Annotated in this window: 17 protein-coding genes; 14 read left to right on the plus strand and 3 right to left on the minus strand. The window is 74.0% G+C overall.

The annotated features are described in order from the left end of the window. The first annotated feature begins 41 nt into the window (after positions 1-41). Genes HD597_RS35635 through HD597_RS35650 form a run of 4 tightly spaced genes read left to right on the plus strand, consistent with a single transcriptional unit; the run spans position 42 to position 3,870 of the window. On the plus strand, positions 42-2,543 hold the full coding sequence (locus HD597_RS35635) for a sensor histidine kinase (RefSeq protein ID WP_253747864.1): 2,502 nt from the start codon (positions 42-44) through the stop codon (positions 2,541-2,543). Further along, the gene (locus HD597_RS35640; protein ID WP_080041457.1) at positions 2,536-2,961 is read left to right on the plus strand and encodes a roadblock/LC7 domain-containing protein; all 426 of its coding nucleotides are present in this window, start codon (positions 2,536-2,538) and stop codon (positions 2,959-2,961) included. The genes HD597_RS35635 and HD597_RS35640 overlap by 8 nt, the downstream gene beginning before the upstream one ends. After that, positions 2,958-3,308 carry a DUF742 domain-containing protein gene (locus HD597_RS35645; RefSeq protein ID WP_253747866.1) on the plus strand — a complete coding sequence of 117 codons (351 nt, stop codon included), beginning with the start codon at positions 2,958-2,960 and terminating at the stop codon, positions 3,306-3,308. Before HD597_RS35640 ends, HD597_RS35645 begins: the two co-directional genes overlap by 4 nt. Beyond that, a complete protein-coding gene (locus HD597_RS35650; RefSeq protein ID WP_253747868.1) occupies positions 3,289-3,870 on the plus strand; it encodes a GTP-binding protein in 582 nt (193 codons plus the stop codon). The genes HD597_RS35645 and HD597_RS35650 overlap by 20 nt, the downstream gene beginning before the upstream one ends. A gap of 12 nt (positions 3,871-3,882) precedes the next feature. On the opposite strand, the gene HD597_RS35655 is transcribed toward HD597_RS35650, so the two are convergent. Next, on the minus strand, positions 3,883-4,833 hold the full coding sequence (locus HD597_RS35655; protein ID WP_253747870.1) for a LysR family transcriptional regulator: 951 nt from the start codon (positions 4,831-4,833) through the stop codon (positions 3,883-3,885). Between the two features lie 72 nt (positions 4,834-4,905). Between HD597_RS35655 and HD597_RS35660 the strand changes: the two genes are divergently transcribed. Next, positions 4,906-5,754 (plus strand): SDR family NAD(P)-dependent oxidoreductase, encoded by an 849-nt coding sequence (locus HD597_RS35660; RefSeq protein ID WP_253747872.1) that lies wholly within the window; start codon positions 4,906-4,908, stop codon positions 5,752-5,754. Positions 5,755-5,896: 142 nt separating this feature from the next. Then, a complete protein-coding gene (locus HD597_RS35665) occupies positions 5,897-7,069 on the plus strand; it encodes a serine hydrolase domain-containing protein (protein ID WP_253747874.1) in 1,173 nt (390 codons plus the stop codon). A 19-nt stretch (positions 7,070-7,088) separates the two neighbouring features. Here HD597_RS35665 and HD597_RS35670 read toward each other — a convergent pair whose 3' ends face one another. Next, entirely contained in the window at positions 7,089-7,655 is a 567-nt protein-coding gene (locus HD597_RS35670; protein WP_253747877.1) for a proteasome activator, read from the minus strand. 89 nt (positions 7,656-7,744) lie between these two features. Then, positions 7,745-8,587, minus strand: a complete 843-nt coding sequence (locus HD597_RS35675) for a PaaX family transcriptional regulator (RefSeq protein WP_253747879.1) — start codon at positions 8,585-8,587, stop codon at positions 7,745-7,747. Positions 8,588-8,694: 107 nt separating this feature from the next. On the opposite strand from HD597_RS35675, the gene HD597_RS35680 reads away from it, so the two are divergent. The 8 genes from HD597_RS35680 to HD597_RS35715 all read left to right on the plus strand — a co-directional run bounded on the left by HD597_RS35680 (position 8,695) and on the right by HD597_RS35715 (position 18,415). After that, a complete protein-coding gene (locus HD597_RS35680) occupies positions 8,695-9,579 on the plus strand; it encodes an SDR family oxidoreductase (protein WP_308210757.1) in 885 nt (294 codons plus the stop codon). Continuing rightward, positions 9,576-10,454, plus strand: coding sequence for an amidohydrolase family protein (locus tag HD597_RS35685; protein ID WP_253747883.1), 879 nt, complete (start codon positions 9,576-9,578; stop codon positions 10,452-10,454). The genes HD597_RS35680 and HD597_RS35685 overlap by 4 nt, the downstream gene beginning before the upstream one ends. Continuing rightward, positions 10,451-10,909 carry a MaoC family dehydratase gene (locus tag HD597_RS35690; RefSeq protein WP_253747885.1) on the plus strand — a complete coding sequence of 153 codons (459 nt, stop codon included), beginning with the start codon at positions 10,451-10,453 and terminating at the stop codon, positions 10,907-10,909. The genes HD597_RS35685 and HD597_RS35690 overlap by 4 nt, the downstream gene beginning before the upstream one ends. 34 nt (positions 10,910-10,943) lie before the next feature. Next, the gene (locus tag HD597_RS35695) at positions 10,944-12,251 is read left to right on the plus strand and encodes an MFS transporter (RefSeq protein WP_253747887.1); all 1,308 of its coding nucleotides are present in this window, start codon (positions 10,944-10,946) and stop codon (positions 12,249-12,251) included. Between the two features lie 11 nt (positions 12,252-12,262). Then, positions 12,263-13,780 (plus strand): acyl-CoA synthetase, encoded by a 1,518-nt coding sequence (locus HD597_RS35700; RefSeq protein ID WP_253747889.1) that lies wholly within the window; start codon positions 12,263-12,265, stop codon positions 13,778-13,780. 155 nt (positions 13,781-13,935) lie between these two features. Next, complete coding sequence (locus tag HD597_RS35705) at positions 13,936-14,997, plus strand: LacI family DNA-binding transcriptional regulator (RefSeq protein WP_253747891.1); 1,062 nt, start codon at positions 13,936-13,938, stop codon at positions 14,995-14,997. Between the two features lie 122 nt (positions 14,998-15,119). After that, positions 15,120-15,947, plus strand: a complete 828-nt coding sequence (locus HD597_RS35710) for a hypothetical protein (protein WP_253747893.1) — start codon at positions 15,120-15,122, stop codon at positions 15,945-15,947. 266 nt (positions 15,948-16,213) lie between these two features. Next, entirely contained in the window at positions 16,214-18,415 is a 2,202-nt protein-coding gene (locus HD597_RS35715) for a glycoside hydrolase family 36 protein (protein WP_253747895.1), read from the plus strand. Positions 18,416-18,445 lie beyond the last annotated feature (30 nt).

Below are 18,445 nucleotides of genomic sequence, written 5' to 3' on the forward strand. Positions count from 1 at the left end.
CTGCCCGGCGCAACCCCACGCGCGGAATTGGACATTGACGGATGAGCTCGCCCCCGCCTCTTCGCACCAAGCTGCTCAGGATCCTCCTGCTTCCGCTGGTCTCCATGGTGGCCCTCTGGGGGTTCATCGCCTACTCCAGCGTGGACGAGATCTCCACGGTCTCGCAGATCCAGAACCGGTGGGAGTCCATCGGCGCGCCGGTGCTCCAGCTCATCGTGGAGTTACAGAAGGAGCGGCAGCTCTCGGCGGAGGCGCCGGACGGCACCGCGGCGTACAAGCCGCTGACCGAGCAGCGGCGGCTCACCGACAACCAGGTCAAGCGGCTGCGGGAGGTCATCGCGACCCTCGGCTCCGGCGCGGCCGGAGAGACGCCGGCCCAGGTGCAGGTGATGGTGCAGGCCCTCGACGGGCTGCAGTCGCTGCGCGCCTCGGCCGACGGTGGCGTGCTGGCGCCCACGCTGACCATCATCGAGGCGTACAACAACCTGATCGCCGTGGCCAACCAGCAGTTCACCGACCGCGACGCGATGAGCGACGCGTCGGTCTACCAGTCGGTGCGCGGCATGACCGCCTACAGCACCTCGGCCGAGTACCTGTGGCGCGAGCACGCCGTGCTCACCACCACGCTGGTGCACCGCAGCATGACCCCGACCGACCGCGCCGCGTTCGTCGCCGCCATGACCGCCCGGCGGCTGGTCCTGGCCAACGCCGAGCGTGACGCGAGCCCGGAGCTGCGCGCGGCCTACGACCGGCTCGTGGCCGGCGCCCCCTACAAGCGGGTGATGGCGATCGAGGACGAGCTGTTCGTCTACGACACCGGCGGGCCGCCTCCGGTGTCGGCGGCCGAGTGGCGCGGCGACGCCGAGGCCGTGCTGGCCCAGATCAACCGGGACACCCAGGCCGAGCTGGCCCGCGCGGCGGCCTCGGGCGAGGCGCAGAAGAGCGCGGCGTACTGGCGGATCGGCGGCGTGCTGCTGTTCGGCCTGGCCATGGTGATCCTGTCGGTGTGGCTGTCGTACCGGTTCGGCCGGTCGCTGGTCGTCGAGCTGCGGCGGCTGCAGGGCTCGGCGGTGGAGCTGGCCGAGCAGCGGCTGCCCCGGCTGGTCGAGCGGCTGCGCCGCGGCGACGACGTGGACCCGGCCACCGAGGCTCCCGCCCTCGACCGGGCCGAGACCGCCGAGGTGGACCGCGTGGTGCACGCGCTGTCCGCGGTACGCCGCACCGCGGTCGAGGCCGCGGTCGGCCAGGCGGTCCTGCGCAAGGGCGTCGGCCAGGTGTTCCTCAACCTGGCCCGGCGCAACCAGGCGCTGCTGCACCGCCAGCTCGCGCTGCTGGACACCATGGAGCGGCGCGCGGACGAGCCCGAGGTCCTGGAGGACCTGTTCAAGCTCGACCACCTGACCACCCGTATGCGGCGGCACGCCGAGAACCTGATCATCCTGTCCGGCTCCTCCCCCGCGCGCCGCTGGCGGGACCCGGTGCCGCTGTTCGACGTGGTGCGGGCGGCGGTGCTGGAGGTCGAGGACTACACCCGCGTGACGGTCGCGCCGATGCCGAACTCCCCGCTGCTGGTCGGCGCCGCGGTCACCGACGTGATCCACCTGGTCGCCGAGCTGGTGGAGAACGCCGCGGTGTTCTCCCCGCCCAACACGACCGTGCAGGTGCGCGGCGTGACGGCGGCCAACGGGATGGCGCTGGAGGTCGAGGACCGCGGTCTGGGCCTGAACGACGCAACCCTGCGCGAGCTCAACGAACGGCTGGCCGACGTGCCCGAGTTCGACCTGGCCGACAGCGACCGGCTGGGGCTGTTCGTGGTGGCGCGGCTCGCGGCGCGGCACGGAATCAAGATCGTGCTGCGGCGGTCGCCGTACGACGGGACCACCGCGATCGTGCTGCTGCCCGCCGGCCTGCTGGCCGAGGCCGAGCCGCTGGCCCTCACCGCGGGTCCGGCCACCGCCGGGCACGCCGCCGGCCACGCCGCCGGGAACTTCGCTCAGAACGCCGCCGAAACAGGGCACGACGCCGTCAACGGCCGCGCGACCCGGCCCGTACGCGGCACCTGGTTCGAGCCCGACCCCGCACGGAACAGGGCCGATTCCGTGCCCGAGCCCACGCAGGCGCTCCCGCCCGAAGGCGAGCCTGTGCCGAGGTCCGCTTCGCCCCTGAGCGGTCACCCGGACCTCGACCCGTTGCGGGGCCACCCGGATCTCGAGCCGTTGATCGGGTTCGGGAGCGGCTCCGCCGCCGGGGCCACGCCCGGCCCCGCCACGACCTCCGGCCCGCCCGCGGGCTGGAGCGTCACCGTGCCGCCCCAGGAGGCGGACGAGGATCTCGACGGGCTGCCGATGCGGATCCCGCAGGCCAGCCTCGCTCCCCAGTTGCGCGTCGACGCGCGGCCGGAGCGGCGCGGGCCGAGCGGGCGCTCGCCCGAAGAGCTCGCACAGCTCATGTCGTCCATGCAACGCGGCTGGCAGGAAGGTCGCCAGCAGGCCGAGCAGGAGCCCGACATGTGGAATCGAAAGGACGACCGACCCGATGCCTGACCCCAGAAGCGAACTGAGCTGGCTGCTCGACGACCTCATCCAGCGCGTGCCCGGCATCCGGCATGCCATCGTGCTGTCCGCCGACGGGCTGTCCATGGGCAGCTCCCGCGGCCTGACCAGGGAGGACGCCGAGCACCTGTCCGCCATCTCCGCCGGCAGCCACAGCCTCGCCATGGGAGCGGGCCGGCACTTCGGGCTGGGCGGCGTACGGCAGACGATCATCGAGATGGAGGAGGGCTTCCTCTTCGTCACGGCCGCGGGGCAGGGGGCGCGGCTGGCCGTGCTGGCCACGGCGGACGCCGAGCTGGGCATGGTCACGTACGAGATGGCGCTGATGGTCAAGCGGGTCGGCGAGCACCTGTCCGCGCATCCGAGGGGAGCGGCACCGGCGCCTGCCTGGAACGGCGCGAGACCGTGACAGGGGAGGATCCAGGCCCTCTCATCCGGCTGTACGGACTGACGGGCGGCCGGGCGCGTCCGCAGGGCGAGTCGTTCGACCTCATGGCCATCGTCGTGACGGCCGGCGACTCCCCCCAGTCCGGGGACCTGCTCCCCGAGCATCGTGCCGTGCTGTCGCTGTGCCGCAGGCCGACCCCCGTGGCGGACGTCGCGGCCCACCTCAGGCTGCCGATCAACATCACCCGCGTGATCCTCGGCGATCTGCGGCGGGACGGCCTGGTCAGCATCGAGCGCCCGCGCCCCGTCGCGCAGACGATCGACGAACGCATCTACAGGGAAGTGCTGGATGGGCTACGCAGTCTCTGACCCTGGTACGACCAGGGCTCCCTCGGCCCTGGCCATCAAGATTCTCATCGCGGGCGGCTTCGGGGTCGGCAAGACGACCATGGTCGGCACGATCAGCGAGATCCGGCCGCTGCACACCGAGGAGCTGCTGAGCGATCGCGGCATCGGGGTGGACGACACCTCGGGCGTGGAGTCCAAGACCACCACGACCGTGGCGCTGGACTTCGGCCGCATCACGATCCGCGACGGGTTGTGGCTGTACCTGTTCGGCACGCCCGGGCAGGACCGGTTCTGGTTCATGTGGGACGAGCTCGCCCTGGGCGCGCTCGGGGCCGTCGTGCTGGCCGACACGCGGCGCCTGCAGGACTGCTTCCCGGCGGTGGACTACTTCGAGCAGCGCGGCATCCCGTTCGTGGTGGGGGTGAACTGCTTCGACGGGGCCCGGCGCTACGAGCCGGAGAAGGTGCGGCGGGCGCTCGGGCTGGGCGAGCACATCCCGATCGTGCTGTGCGACGTGCGGCGGCGCGCGTCGGTGAAGGACGTGCTCACCACGCTGGTCACGTACGCGGTCAAGGGGGTCTGACCGGCGCGGCGATCAGCCCGGCGGACCCTGCTGCCCAGGAGTGAGCGCCGCCTCGCGCAGCGCCCGTGCCAGACCGGCGGCGGCCTCGGTCATCGGGCCCGGCATCCGGGCCAGCAGGAGGCGGCGCTGCTCCTGGGGGCCGCCGCGCACCGGGAGGACGCGCACGCCCGGCGGCACGACGGTCTCCAGCATGGCGGGCACGGTGGTCAGGCCGCAGCCGGCCGCCACCAGGGCGAGCTTGGCCAGCCAGTCGCGGGCGGAGTGCGCGATCTCGGGGCGTTCGTCCAGGCCGGGCCAGGCGCCCATGCCCGTGCTGTCGCCCGCTCCCCCGGCCGCGGCGCTGCCCGGGCCGGCGATCCAGCGCTGCCCGTGCAGGTCGGCGAGGTCGAGGTAGTCGCCGCGGGCGAGCGGGTGGCCGGCCGGCACGGCCACGCGCAGGCCGCGCTCGGTGAGGGTGCGCACCTCCAGCGCCGGCGTCTCGGTGTCGGGCGGCCGGAACGGCGGGGCCGAGCCGAGCAGCGCGAGCTCCAGCGTGCCGGCGCGCAACGCGCGGACCAGCACCGGCGTGGGGCCCTCTCGCGTGTTGACGGTGATGGCGGGGTGCGTGGCGCGCAGGGCGGCCAGCGCCCGGGGCACCAGGTCGGCGCCCGCGCTGGCGAACCAGCCGAGCCGCACCGTGCCGGGCTCGTCGGGCAGGCCGGCCAGCTCGCGCGCGCCCGCGTCCACCTGATCCACGACGGCGGCGGCACGGCACAGCACGATCCGGCCCGCCGGGGTGAGCCGGACGCCGTCGTGCCGCCGTTCCAGGAGGGTGGCGCCGGCCGCGCGTTCGAGGGCGGCGATCTGGCGGGAGACGGCCGACTGCGTGTAGCCGAGCGCGGTGGCGGCGGCGGTGAGCGTGCCCCGCTCGGCCACCTCGCGGAAGACCCGGAGCGCGGTGAGCGAGGCGTCGGTGAGGGCCATGACGTTTACGCATACCACAGATGAAGAAGTCTCGTTGGACGCATGGCCACGGGCGTTCCTAGCCTCGTCCCCATGACGAACCGAACCCCTCGCGTGGCCCTGGTGACCGGTGCGACCCAGGGCCTCGGCCTCGCCCTGGTGGAGGGCCTGGCCAGGCGGCTGGACGCGGCCGACACGGTCTACCTGACCGGCCGCGACGCCGGACGCGTCGCCGACGCCGTGGCGGGCATGCCGCGGACGGGCGCCCGCGTACGCGGCGAGCTCTTCGACGTCGCCGACCCTGCCGCCGCCGCCCGCCTCGCCGATGTGATCGCGGAGCGGCACGGCGGCGTGGACGTCGTGTTCGGCAACGCCGTGATGCGGGTCGGGCCCGATGACGACCCGCGTGCGGTGATGGACGAGTACACCCAGGTGAACAACTTCGGCACCACCCGGCTGATGCGCGCGTTCGCGCCGCTGGTGCGCGACGGCGGGCGGTTCCTGGTGGTGGCCAGCTCGCTGGGCACGCTGCACCACCTGGCGCCCGTGCTGCACGGCCGCTTCGACCGGGCGGCCTCGCTCGACGAGGTGGACAAGCAGGTGGCGGCCTGGCGCGACGCGGTCCAGGACGGCAGCGCCGCCGCCGGCGCGTGGCCGGCTTTCGTCAACATCCCGTCCAAGATCGCCCAGGTCGCCGCGGTGCGGGCGCTCGCCGGGGAGCGCCGCGCGGAGGACCTGCGGCGCGGCATCCTGCTCGCCGCGGTCTGCCCCGGCATGATCAACACGCCGACCTCGGGCCTGTGGTGGGACGTCTCCGGCGCCGCCACCCCCGCCGAGGCCGCCGTCCCCCTCCTCGACCTGGCCCTGAACCCGATCGACCCGGCCCACTACGGCGAGCTCGTCCGGTACGGCAGGGCCCTGCCCTGGCGCCCTGCCGCGTAGCGGGCAGAAGCCCGGCCTCCTGTTTCGCCGCTGGTCAGCCGGGTAGTCGGGAGGCGTCACACACCGGCGGCCCCGTGCCACCACACCCCCTCGGCGACCCCCTGCGCCCGGAGCAGCCGACGAGGGTCGTGAGGAGGGGGCATTGAGCGAGATCCACGGGGTGTGCGAGCCCAGGTTCCACGCGGTGCGCGAGGCGTTCGCGCGCAACTTCGACGAGGGGCGGGAGCTGGGCGCCTCGGTGGCCGTCTACCGGCGCGGGCGGGCCGTCGTGGACCTGTGGGGCGGGCAGGCGGGCCGGGACGCGGCCTGGCGGCAGGACACGATCACGCTCCTGGCCTCGGCCACCAAGGGGCTGGTCGCCACGGCCGCGATGTTGCTGGTCGATCGCGGCCTGCTCGACCTCGACGCGCCGATCGCGGAGTACTGGCCCGAGTTCGCGGCGGGAGGCAAGGCGGACATCCCGCTGCGGTGGGTGCTGGGGCACCGGTCGGGGGTGGTGACCGTCGATCCGCCGCTGACCATGGTGGACATCGAAGGGGGCACGGCGGTGGGCCAGGCCCTGGCGGCCGCCGTGCCGGCGTGGGAGCCGGGCCGGGCGCACGGGTATCACTGCCTGACCATGGGATGGCTGGTCGGCGAGGTGATCCGGCGGGTGACGGGGCTGTCGGTGCAGCGCTTCTTCGCCCAGGAGATCGCCGGCCCGCTGGGACTCGACCTGCACATCGGCCTGCCCGACACGCGGGAACGGCTGCTGGCCTGCCTCGTGCCGCCCACCGAGGAGCAGCTCCTCCAGGGGCGCGCCAACCCCGAGCTGGCCGGGCTGAACCGGGCCATCTGCGACCCCGCGTCCCTGTTCCACCGCTCGACGTTCGGCAGCATCGCCCTGGCGGGCAACCCCCTGGCCGCCGCGAGCGTGCCCCAGGCCGAGATCCCGTCCTGCGGCGGCGCGGGCAACGCGTCGGGGCTCGCCCGCATGTACGCCGCCCTGGTCGGTGAGGTGGACGGCATCCGCCTGCTGCGCCCGGAGACCGCCGACCGGGCCCGCACCGTCGAGGCGTGCGGCATGGATCTGGTGCTGCGCTGCCGCACCTCGTACGGGCGGGGCTTCCTGCTCCCCGGCGGGCCGATGTGGCCGGGCGACTGCTCGCCCACGGCCTTCGGCCACCCGGGCGTCACGGGCGTCTTCGCCTACGCCGACCCGGATCACGAGCTCGGCTTCGCCTACGTGCCCAACCGCATGACCGAGCTCATCGAGGGCGGTGACGACCGGGTCAGGCCCCTCATCGAGGCCACGCACCGCGCCGCCTGCGCCTGACCTTCCGGAGCGGGCCCGGTCAGAGGTAGGGGCCTGCGCCCGGGCCGGACGCGGGGCCGGGCGGGCGGGGAAGGTCGGGGTGGGCGGCCTGCTGGAGGGTGAGGCCGACCCTGATGCCCTGGAAGACGCCTTCCAGCCACCCGACGAGCTGGCTCTGCGCGATCCGGATCTCGGACTGGGTGAGCGTCCCGGAGGAGGAGGGCAGCAGCCGCTGCAGCTCCTCGCGCAGCTCGGGCGCGACCGAGTCACCGATCTCCTCGACGACCCGCGCGTGGATGTGCTGCAACGTGTCGCGGGCGTGCTCGTCCAGGGTCAGCCCGCGGGCCTCGTCGAGCAGCGACCGCGCCATGGTGCTCACGCGCAGCAGCCGGGCCGGCTCCTTGACCCGCCCGATCTCGACCTCCACGGCCGACTCGGCGGCCGGCTCCGGGCCGCCGTCGCCACCCAGCCCGTCGGACGGGCGCGTGGCGCCGTCCGGCGTGCGCGGCCTCGGCGGACCGTCCGATGAGCGCGGGCCCGAGGGCCCGTACGTGGGGCGCGGACCGGAGGGCCCGTCCGGCGGGTGCGGGCCGGTTGGTGGTGTCATGTCGGCGTCCTGTGAGGTCGCGGATCGCTCGAAAGCGCGGTCATGACGCTCCTGCCCACGTTCGCGCAGCTCACGCCACCGGTACGCGATCAAGGCGGCAGCGGCAGCTCGTCCAGGACCTTGGCGGCCAGCTCGCGGGCGGGCTCCTCGTAGGCGCGGGCGAGGGTGCGGGTGACCTGCTCGGCCCGGATGGCGGGCCAGTCGGGCGGCAGGTGCTCGGCGGGCAGGTGCGGGTCCTGCCGGACGAGCTGCAGCCAGTCGGTGTGCAGCAGAAGCTGGCGCGCCAGGTCGTCGGGCAGCGCTGCCTGCGGCCCGGGGGTGTCCCAGCGGTCGAGGAAGGCGTGGTAGCGGGCGGCGATCTGCTCGGTGTCGAACGCCTTGCGCACGAGGTCGGCCGACTCCGTCGGCTCGGCGGCGGAGGCGGTCAGCACGGTGACGTGGTCGCGCAGGCCGAGGCCGGTCACGATGGCGCGGACGTCCTTGACGCCGGGAGCGATCCACATGCCGCTCTGCAGCAGCCCGAAGCCCGCCCAGATGAGCTGGGAGCGCAGGTCGTGGCGGGTGGCGCGGCGGTCGTCGGGCATCGAGAAGCCGACCAGGGTCCAGGCGCCGTCCCAGTCGCGGTTGACCGCGCCGGTCTCCCACATGCGCCGCCGCCCGTCCTCCAGGACGGCCGTGGCGTGCGCGGTGAGCCCGAAGTACGTCTTGCGCCCGCTGCGGTGCCGCGCCAGCAGCCCCCGCTTGACCATGCGGGTGAGCGTCGAGCGCACCGCCTCCTCGGTCACGCCGAGGCGGGCGAACACGTCGATGACGCTGCCGGAGTAGACAGCGACGTCGCGGCCCAGCACGTGGACGCCGAGGAAGCTGAACATCAGCGACTGGGGGCGCGTGGACGGGGCGTGAGGCAGGTCGTCTCCCTCGCGAGAAGTCACAAGCCGAGGGTAGACGGATCCAAGATATTGGGCAAAACTTTGACGCAGGTCGCAACTTTGCCCCACGTTTCAGACCCGAGGTGACGTGTATGGACTTGTCAGGAAAAGTGGCTGTGGTCACCGGCGCCGGACGCGGTCTCGGCCGCGCGTACGCCGAGGCGCTGGCCGCGGCCGGCGCGGCCGTGGTGGTCAACGACGTGGACGCCGCGACCGCCGGCCAGGCGGCCGCGGCCCTCCAGGAGGCGGGCGGCCGGGCGGTGGCCGCGCCCGGGGCGGTCGGCGGCACGGAGGTGGCCGAGAGCCTGGTGGCCACGGCGGTGGCGGAGTTCGGCCGGCTGGACGTGCTGGTGACCAACGCCGGCGTGCTGCGTGACCGGGTGTTGTGGAAGATGTCCGACGACGACTTCGACACCGTCATCGACGTCCACCTGCGCGGCACGTTCACCTGCGCCAGGGCGGCGGCCGTCCGGATGCGCGAGCAGGGCGAGGGCGGGCGGCTGATCCTCATCTCCTCCCCCGCCGGGCAGCGCGGCAACTTCGGCCAGACGAACTACGCCGCGGCCAAGGCCGGCATCGTCGCCATGGCCCGCACCTGGGCGATGGAGCTGGCCAGGGCGAACATCACGGTCAACGCGGTGGTGCCGGTGGCCGCCACCGAGATGACCAGGACCATCCCCGCCTTCGCCCCGTACCTGGAGGAGGCCGAGCGGACCGGCGGGCCGCTGCCCGCCTGGCTGCGCAGGGACGAGGGCCTGGGCACCGTCCAGGACGTGGCCGGGCTGATCGTCTACCTGGCCTCCGACGCGTCGAAGGAGGTGACGGGGCAGGCGATCGGGATCGGCGGCGACAGGCTCTCCCTCTGGTCGCACCCGGCCGAGAAGGCGGTGGCCTACGCCGGCGGCGGCTGGAGCGCCGGCGCCATCGCCGACGCCTGGGGCGGCTTCGAGCCCGAGACGTACGGCATCCCCGCGCCCGAGGTGCCGGCGTCATGAACCTCGACGAGCTCACCGCCATCGACGTGCACACCCACGCCGAGATCTCCAGGGACGGCCACACCTCGCTCAGCCCCGAGCTGTTCGGCGCCTCCGCGGAGTACTTCGGCTCGCACGAGCGCCCCACCATCGACCGGATGGCCGCCTACTACCGGGAGCGGCGCATGGCGGCGGTGGTGTTCACCGTGGACGCCGAGCACGCCACCGGTCACCCGCGCATCTCCAACGTGGAGATCGCCGAGAGCTGCGCCGCGCACGCCGACGTGCTGATCCCGTTCGGCAGCGTCGACCCGCACAAGGGCCGGGCGGGCGCCCGCGAGGCCCGCCGGCTCGTCGAGGAGCACGGGGTGCGCGGGTTCAAGTTCCACCCCAGCCTCCAGGGCTTCGACCCCAACGACCGGCTCGCGTACCCGCTGTACGAGGTGATCGAGGAGCTGGGCGCGATCGCGCTCTTCCACACCGGCCAGACCGGCATCGGCGCGGGCGTGCCCGGCGGGGCCGGGGTGCGGCTCAGGCACTCCAACCCGATGCTGGTCGACGACGTGGCCGTGGACTTCCCCCACCTGAAGATCATCCTCGCCCATCCGTCGTTCCCCTGGCAGGACGAGGCCCTGGCCGTGGCCACCCACAAGCCGGGCGTGCACATCGACCTGTCCGGCTGGTCGCCCAAGTACTTCCCGCCCCAGCTCGTCCGCTACGCCAACACCCTGCTCAAGGACAAGGTCCTGTTCGGCTCCGACTACCCCGTGATCACCCCCGACCGCTGGCTCAAGGACTTCGCCGCACTCGACATCAAGCCCGAGGTCCGCCCCATGATCCTCAAGGACAACGCCGCCCGCCTGCTCGGCCTCGCATCGAAGGAGACGCAGAGATGACCACCACCGCCGACGGCCTGGCCGGGATCAAGGCCCTGGCCGGCAAGGACCTCGGGCACACCGCCTGGCTGGAGATCGGCCAGGACCGGGTCGACACCTTCGCCGACGCCACCGACGACCACCAGTGGATCCACACCGACCAGGAGAGGGCGAAGGCCGGCCCGTTCGGCGGCACGATCGCGCACGGCTACCTCACGCTCGCCCTGGTCATCCCGCTCTTCACCGAGCTGCTCGAGATCAGGGGCATCAGGATGGGCATCAACTACGGCCTGGACAAGGTGCGCTTCCCCGCCCCGGTCCGGGTCGGCGCCAGGATCCGCCTGGCCGGCCGGGTCGCCGAGGTCCAGGACGTGCCCGGCGACGGCGTCCAGCTGCACATGGACTTCACCGTCGAGATCGACGGCGAGGCCAAGCCCGCCTGCGTCGCCCGCGCCATCTACCGCCACTACGCCTGACTCCCCGCCACGCCCCCCACGAACGGGATCACGCATGTCCAACCCCACCCAGCTACGCCGCGCCGTGGCCTCCAGCTTCCTCGGCAGCGTCATCGAGTACTACGACTTCCTCCTCTACGCCACCGCCTCCGCCCTGGTGTTCGGCAAGGTCTTCTTCTCCGACCTGAGCCCGCTGGCCGCCACGGTCGCCAGCCTCGGCACGTTCGCCACCGGCTACCTGGCGCGGCCGCTCGGCGGCGTCATCTTCGGCCACTTCGGCGACCGGCTCGGCCGCAAGCGCATGCTGGTGCTGACCATGACGCTCATGGGCGTGGCCAGCACCCTCATCGGCGTGCTGCCGACGTACGAGCAGATCGGGACGCTCGCTCCCGTCGCGCTCGTGCTGCTGCGCGTGGCGCAGGGCGTCGCGGTCGGCGGCGAGTGGGGCGGCGCGGTGCTCATGTCGGCCGAGCACGCGACCGGCCGCCGCGGCCTGTGGGCCAGCTTCACCAACGCCGGAGCGCCGTTCGGCATGCTGCTGTCCACGGCGGCGCTCAACGGCAGCGCCGCCATGATGGACGAGCAGGCGTTCCTGAGCTGGGGCTGGCGCATCCCGTTCCTGCTGAGCATCGTGCTGCTGGCGATCGGCCTGTTCGTGCGGGCCCGGGTGGAGGAGACGCCCGTCTTCGCCTCCGAGGCGTCGTCGAGCCCGGCGCCGCGCCCGGCTCCCCTGCTGGACGTGCTGCGCCACCACCCCAGGGCGCTGCTGCTCGGCATCGGGGTCGGCCTGTCGCCGTTCGTGCTGCAGGGCACGCTGACCACGTTCCTCGTCTCGTACGGGGTGCAGGCCGGGTTCGCGCGGCAGCAGGTGCTCAACGCGCTCACCCTGTCGTCCGGGCTCGCGGTCCTCGGCATCGTCGGCTGGTCCGCGCTGTCGGACCGGGTGGGCCGCCGCCCGATCGTGCTGGCCGGCGCGGTGGCCGCCGCCGCGTACGCGTTCGCGATCTTCCCGCTGGCCGGCTCCGGCAGCGTCGGGCTGCTCACGCTCGCGCTCGTGCTCGGGCAGTCGATCATCCACCCGATGACGTACGGGCCGCTCGCCGCGCTGTACGCCGAGCTGTTCGCCACCCGCAGCCGCTACACCGGCGCCTCGCTCGGCTACCAGATCGCCGGGCTCGGCGCGGGCCTGGCCCCGCTGCTGTTCGCCCAGATCCAGGCCTCGACCGGAGGCGGCGGCACCGGGCTGATCTCCGCCGTCATCGCCGGGTTCTGCCTGCTGACCGTGGTGTGCACGGCGGCGCTGCGGGAGACGAGCCGTACCGATCTGGGGCCCGCCGCCGATCACAGCAGCGTCTCCCGCTAGGAGCGATCCGCATGCGCAACGCCGGACTGGGCGGCTGGCCCGCCCGCCGCGCCCTGATGACCCCGGACCGCACGGCGTTCGTCCTCGGCGAGCGCAGTGTCACCTTCGCCGGCGTGCACGAGCGCACGACCCGGCTCGCCTCCCGGCTGCGGCGGGCCGGGGTGGCGGCCGGGGACCGGGTGGCCTACCTGGGGCCCAACCACGTCGCGTTCGCCGAGACCCTGTTCGCCGCGCACGTGCTCGGGGCCGTGTTCGTGCCGCTCAACTTCCGCCTGGCCACGCCCGAGATCGCGTACATGCTGGCGGACTCGGGCGCGACCGTGCTCGTCCACGCCCCCGAGTGCGCCGCCGCCGTCCGCGGGCTCCAGGACGCCCCCGCCACCGTGGTGGCGCTGGCCGATCCGGGGCCGGGCGAGCACGCGTACGAGGACTGGCTCGCGCAGGGCGACCCGGGCGAGGCGATCGACGTGCCGGTCACCCTCGACGACCCCGCCCTGATCCTCTACACCTCCGGCACCACCGGGCGGCCCAAGGGGGCCGTGCTCACCCACGGCAACCTGGTGTGGAACTGCTACAACATGCTCGTCGGCGTGGACCTGCGCAGCGACGAGGTGACGCTGGTCAGCGCCCCGCTCTTCCACGTGGCCGCGCTGAACCAGACGCTGCTGCCGACGTTCCTCAAGGGCGGCCGCTCGGTGATCATGCCGTCGTGGGACGTGGACCGCTGCTACGACCTCATCGCCGGGCACCGCGTCACCTGGATGTTCGGCGTGACCACGATGTTCGCGGCGCTCGCCCGCTCGCCGCGCTGGGCCGGCGCCGACCTGTCCTCCGTGCGCACGCTGATGGCGGGGGGCGCGCCCGTGCCGCCGGCGCTGATCCGCACCTACCAGGAGCGCGGGCTGGTGTTCTGCCAGGGGTACGGCCTCACCGAGACCGCTCCGGGCGCCACGTTCCTGGAGCCGAGCCAGAGCGCCCGCAAGGCCGGCTCGGCGGGGGTGCCGGTCTTCTTCGCGAACGTGCGCGTGGTCCGGCCCGACCTCGCCGACACCGCTCCTGGCGAGCCGGGCGAGGTCCTCGTCCAGGGCCCGAACGTCACCCCCGGCTACTGGAACAACCCCGCCGCCACCCGCGCCGCGTTCGCCGAGGGCGGCTGGTTCCGCTCCGGCGACATCGCCACCAGGGACGCCGACGGCCACCTCCACATCGTGGACCGGGCCAAGGACATGTTCATCTCCGGCGGCGAGAACGTGTACCCGGCCGAGGTGGAGAGCGTGCTGGCCGAGCATCCCGGCGTGGCGGAGGCCGCCGTGGTCGGCGTGCCGGACGGGACCTGGGGCGAGGTCGGGCACGCCTTCGTCATCCCCCGGCCCGGCGCCAGCGTCACCGGGGACGGGCTGCGCGGCTTCCTGCTCGACCGGCTGGCCAAGTACAAGATCCCGCGCTACTTCGACGTCGTGGACGATCTGCCGCGCACCGGCTCCGGCAAGATCCGCAAACCGGAGCTGCGCACCCGGGCGGGCCGGTAGCGCGTGCGTGCGCGGCGTCGCCGGCCCGTGCACGCGCGGCCCCGCCGGCGCGTGCGTGTGCGGCCCCGCCGGCGCATGCGTGTGCGGCGTCGGTCCGACGCACGTAGGAGGCGTCGGCGAGCGGCGCGGCCCGTTGCCCGTCCTACGATGTGATCGTGACTCCGACTCCTCGACGCGCGCCCCGCACCGCCGCTCGCGGCGCAGCCGCACCCAGCATCCGGGATGTCGCCGCCGCCGCGGGAGTGTCGTACCAGACCGTCTCGCGCGTGCTGAACGAGTCCCCGCGCGTGCGCCCGGAGACCCGCACGGCGGTGCTGGCGGCGATCGAGAGCCTCGGCTTCCGCCCCAGCCGCACGGCGCGCGCCCTGAGCCTGGGCCGCGCCCGCGCCATCACCGTGGTCACCTCCAACACCATCCTGTACGGCTACGCGGCCACGCTGCAGGGCCTGGAGGAGGCCGCCAGGGCCGACGGCATGGCCATGGGCATCAGGGTCGTGGAGTCGGCCGAGCCCGCCGAGGTGAAGCAGACCGTCGACCACGTGGCCGACGCCAGCGCGGGCGGGGTGGTGGTGATCGCGTTCGACCCGCTCGGCGTCGCCGTCCTGGAGGCGCTGCCCGAGCAGGTCCCGGCCGTGGCCGCCGCCGAGCCGGCCGCGCCCGACCGGGGCCGCGTCGCCATCGCGCTCGACGAGCGCCGCGCCGCCGCCGACGCCACCCGGCACCTCCTGGGCCTCGGCCACCGCACCGTCCACCACGTCGCCATCCCGTCCGAAGGGGAGGGCGCGGTGCCCGGCGGGCGGCTGGCCGGATGGCGCGACGCGCTGCGGGCGGCGGGGGCCGGGATCCCCGAGCCGATCGGCTGCGGGTGGGACATCCGCTCGGCGTACGCGGCCGGGCAGCGGCTGGCCGCCGCACCGGACGTCACCGCGATCCTGTGCGGCAACGACGACATCGCCCAGGGGGTGCGCAGGGCGCTGTACGACGCGGGCAAGGACGTGCCGGGTGACGTCAGCATCGTCGGCTTCGACGACATCCCGGGATCGGCGTACTGGACGCCGGCGCTGACCACCGTGCGCATGGACTTCGCGGGTCTGGGGCGGGCCTGCTTCCACGCGGCGGTGGCCGAGCTGACCGGAGGGCCGCAGCCGGCACCCGCACTCACCCCACCGGCCCTCGTGCTACGCGAATCCACCGCCCCACCACCCCGCCACCACTGACCCCGCCACCACGGCCCCCGCCTACCTCGCCACCGCTTGCCCCGGTGCCGCCGGCCCAGCCGCCCGGGCGGGGCGGGGGCATATTACGATCTTGACAAGCGGCGCCGACGGAGGGAATGACGATGGTGCCCACCCTTTCCCGCAGAGCCCTCATGACGGTGGCGGCCGCGGACCTGCTCGTGGCGTTGGTGGTGGTCTCGGGCATCCTGGCCGTCACGCCGGCGGGAGTGGTGGCCGCGGCGGTCGTGACGCCGTTCTCCCTCGTGGGGTACGTGACCGCGTACCGGCTGTACAGATCCGCCCGTGAGGCCGGCGCCACACCCCGGGACGCGCTGAGGGCGATCGGCGAGGCTCTGGTGCCGCTGCCGGTGCGCAGGCTGGTGCGGGCGGAGAGCGCGAACCTGGCCGGCGTCGGGCAGTGGGCCAGGCGCCGGGTGGACGGGGTGCCGCAGGACGGTACGGCGCTGCCGTACGCGAAGCAGCAGCGGCCGCTCCTGCTGATGCTGCTGTTCGCCGTGATCGTGCAGGCGGTCGCGCTCGAATGGATGGTGGCGGCCATGGACGCGCCGGCCGGGCTGCGCGCGGTCGTCATGGCGGCCGACGTCTACAGCCTGCTGTTCGTGCTGGCCCTGGGCGCGGCGTGCGTCACCCGGCCGCACGTCGTCACCTCGGACGAGCTGCGCATCCGGTACGCCGCGTACTTCGACCTGCGCGTCCCGCGCGAGCTCATCGCCTCCGTCAAGGAGAGCCGCAGCTTCGACGCCCGGGGTGTGATCAGCGTGCGGGACGGCGGCCTCATGGTCGGAGTGGACGCGCAGACCAACCTGATCGTCCGCCTGACGCGGCCGGTCGCCGTGACGAGGCCGCTCGGCCGCCGGGAGCACGTCACCACGATCCGCTTCTACGCCGAGGACCCGGCCTCCGCCCTGAAGAGCCTGACGACGCCGTAGCAGCACTCCACACCCGGCCCCGCGCCCACGCCCCGGCCCCGCCCACGCCCCGGCCCCGCCCAGGCCGGGCTCCGCCCACTCGCGGTTCCGCCTTCGCGGTGTAACGCCAGGCGCCGACCTTGCCCCCCGGGCCGGGACAGGTACGCGAGCTCCTGAAACGTGCGGGTAACGATCCAGCAAAGAGGGTTCCCCCGTTGGCATGTGACCGCTCACACTGAGGCTCAAGCATGTGACCGGTCACATGCCTCGGGAAAGTGAGTTCATCCATGCCTGCTGACGTCGTCGAGACCGTGCGCTGGGGGCACACCGGCCTCACCGCCGTCGTGGAGATCCATTCGGATCGCCCGGTCGCGCTGCGCGAGCTGTCGGCCGGAGCACCGGCCGCCCCGGCGGCCCGCGTGTCCCAGCCGCTGGTGGAGGTGCTGGTGCCGGGCGAGGGCCGGGCCAGGGCGTCCAAGCGGCTGTCGGAGACGGCGGTGGGCTGCCGGTTGCGGTACGCGGGCTCCGAGCAGTCGAGCGAGGGCGGCTGGCACGAGCTGCGGATCCGGATGCGGGACGAGGTCTCGGGCCTGGCCGCCGAGCTGACCATGCGTTCGCCCGACGGCGTGCCGGCCGTGCAGGTACGGGTCCGGGTGACCAACACCGGCGAGCACCCGGTGCCCCTGCTGGCGGTCACCTCGTTCGCCGCGCTCTTCCCCGCGAGCGAGGTGCGCGGCCTCGACCTCCTGTACGCCGACAGCGAGTGGCTCGGCGAGAACCGCTGGACCACCCGCCCGCTCACCGAGCACGTCCCCGGTCTCGGCCTGCCCGGGCACGGCCAGCACGGCAAGGGCACGTTCGCTCTGACCAGCCAGGGCACCTGGTCCAGCGGGCGGCACGTGCCCATGGGCGGCCTGACCGACCGCGGCACCGGCCGCACGTGGCTGTGGCAGATCGAGCACAACGGCCCGTGGCGCTGGGAGACGGGCGAGCGGCTGGACGGCGCGTACGTCGCCCTGTCCGGCCCCACCGACCTCGACCACCAGTGGAACGAGTTGCTCGCCCCCGGCGAGTCGTTCACCACCGTGCCGGTCGCCATCGCCGTCTCGGACGGAGGTCCTCAGGCGGACGCGAAGGCTCCCATGCGCGCGCCCCGCGTCGCGCCCTGCGGTTCGGGCCTCACGGGTGCGGCCGGCGTCGCGGGCGACGGCGTGGGCGACGGCGTGGAGGGTGCGGCGGCGGCGATGACGGCCTACCGCCGCGCGCTGGTGCGCCCCCACCCCGACCGGGCCGCGCTGCCGGTCGTGTTCAACGACTACATGAACACGCTGATGGGCGACCCCACGACGGCCAAGCTCCTCCCCCTGATCGACGCCGCCGCCGCGGCGGGAGCGCAGGTGTTCTGCGTGGACGCCGGCTGGTACGACGACGGCGGCGACTGGTGGGACAGCGTCGGCGAGTGGCAGCCTTCGCAGACCCGCTTCCCCCACGGCCTGGAGGAGGTCCTGGCCCGCATCGCCGGCCACGGCATGACGCCGGGCCTGTGGCTGGAGCCCGAAGTGATCGGCGTGCGCAGCCCGATGGCCGACAAGCTGCCCGCGCAGGCGTTCCTGCAACGCGGCGGCGTACGGCTGGCCGAGCACGGCCGCCACCACCTGGACCTGCGTCACCCCGCCGCGGTCGCCCATCTGGACCAGGTGGTGGACCGCCTGGTGGAGGAGCTGGGCGTCGGCTACTTCAAGCTGGACTACAACATCGACCCGGGCGCCGGCACCGACAGGGACGCCACCAGCGCCGGCGCGGGGCTGCTCGCCCACAACCGGGCCCACCTGGCCTGGCTGGAGGGCGTGCTGGACCGCCACCCCCACCTGGTGCTGGAGAACTGCGGCTCGGGCGCGATGCGCATGGACTACGCGATGCTCTCGCGCCTGCAGTTGCAGTCCACCAGCGACCAGCAGGACTTCCTGCGCTACCCGCCGATCGCGGTCGCCGCGCCGCTGTCGATCCTGCCCGAGCAGGCCGCCAGCTGGGCCTACCCCCAGCCCGGGATGAGCGACGAGGAGATCGCGTTCACCATGGTCACCGGCATCCTCGGCCGCCTCTACCTCTCAGGCAACCTGCACCGGATGACGCCGGAGCAGTTCCGGCTGGTCGAGCGGGGCGTGCGGCTGCACCGGAGCCTGCGCGCCGACCTGCTGCGCGCCGCCCCGTGCTGGCCGCTCGGCCTGCCCGGCTGGGACGATCCCTGGCTCGCCCTCGGCCTGCGCGCCGGCGAGGTGACCCACCTGGGCGTCTGGCGTCGTCCCGGAGCCACGGAGACCACCGTCCTCCGTCTCCCCCACCTGGCCGGACGCGACGTCGTCGCCGACCTCGCCTACCCGGCGGCGGACGGCTGGGCCTGCTCCTGGGACCCGCGGGCGGCCGAGCTCACCGTCACCGCCGCCGTCACCGCGCCCACCGCCCGCATCCTGCACGTCCGCCCCCTCTGAACACCCCCCTCTCAACCGAAGGAAGCCGAA

The sequence above is a fragment of the Nonomuraea thailandensis genome, from assembly GCF_024172165.1.
Lineage (GTDB): Bacteria > Actinomycetota > Actinomycetes > Streptosporangiales > Streptosporangiaceae > Nonomuraea > Nonomuraea thailandensis.

What these genes read in the sequence shown, in the direction of transcription:
- HD597_RS35695 (WP_253747887.1), top strand. Translation starts at nt 10,944, where the DNA reads ATGTCCAACCCCACCCAGCTACGCCGCGCCGTGGCCTCCAGCTTCCTC.
- HD597_RS35650 (WP_253747868.1), top strand. Translation starts at nt 3,289, where the DNA reads ATGGGCTACGCAGTCTCTGACCCTGGTACGACCAGGGCTCCCTCGGCC.
- HD597_RS35690 (WP_253747885.1), top strand. Translation starts at nt 10,451, where the DNA reads ATGACCACCACCGCCGACGGCCTGGCCGGGATCAAGGCCCTGGCCGGC.
- HD597_RS35710 (WP_253747893.1), top strand. Translation starts at nt 15,120, where the DNA reads ATGGTGCCCACCCTTTCCCGCAGAGCCCTCATGACGGTGGCGGCCGCG.
- HD597_RS35685 (WP_253747883.1), top strand. Translation starts at nt 9,576, where the DNA reads ATGAACCTCGACGAGCTCACCGCCATCGACGTGCACACCCACGCCGAG.
- HD597_RS35635 (WP_253747864.1), top strand. Translation starts at nt 42, where the DNA reads ATGAGCTCGCCCCCGCCTCTTCGCACCAAGCTGCTCAGGATCCTCCTG.
- HD597_RS35655 (WP_253747870.1), bottom strand. Translation starts at nt 4,833, where the DNA reads ATGGCCCTCACCGACGCCTCGCTCACCGCGCTCCGGGTCTTCCGCGAG.
- HD597_RS35670 (WP_253747877.1), bottom strand. Translation starts at nt 7,655, where the DNA reads ATGACACCACCAACCGGCCCGCACCCGCCGGACGGGCCCTCCGGTCCG.
- HD597_RS35715 (WP_253747895.1), top strand. Translation starts at nt 16,214, where the DNA reads ATGCCTGCTGACGTCGTCGAGACCGTGCGCTGGGGGCACACCGGCCTC.
- HD597_RS35640 (WP_080041457.1), top strand. Translation starts at nt 2,536, where the DNA reads ATGCCTGACCCCAGAAGCGAACTGAGCTGGCTGCTCGACGACCTCATC.
- HD597_RS35660 (WP_253747872.1), top strand. Translation starts at nt 4,906, where the DNA reads ATGACGAACCGAACCCCTCGCGTGGCCCTGGTGACCGGTGCGACCCAG.
- HD597_RS35700 (WP_253747889.1), top strand. Translation starts at nt 12,263, where the DNA reads ATGCGCAACGCCGGACTGGGCGGCTGGCCCGCCCGCCGCGCCCTGATG.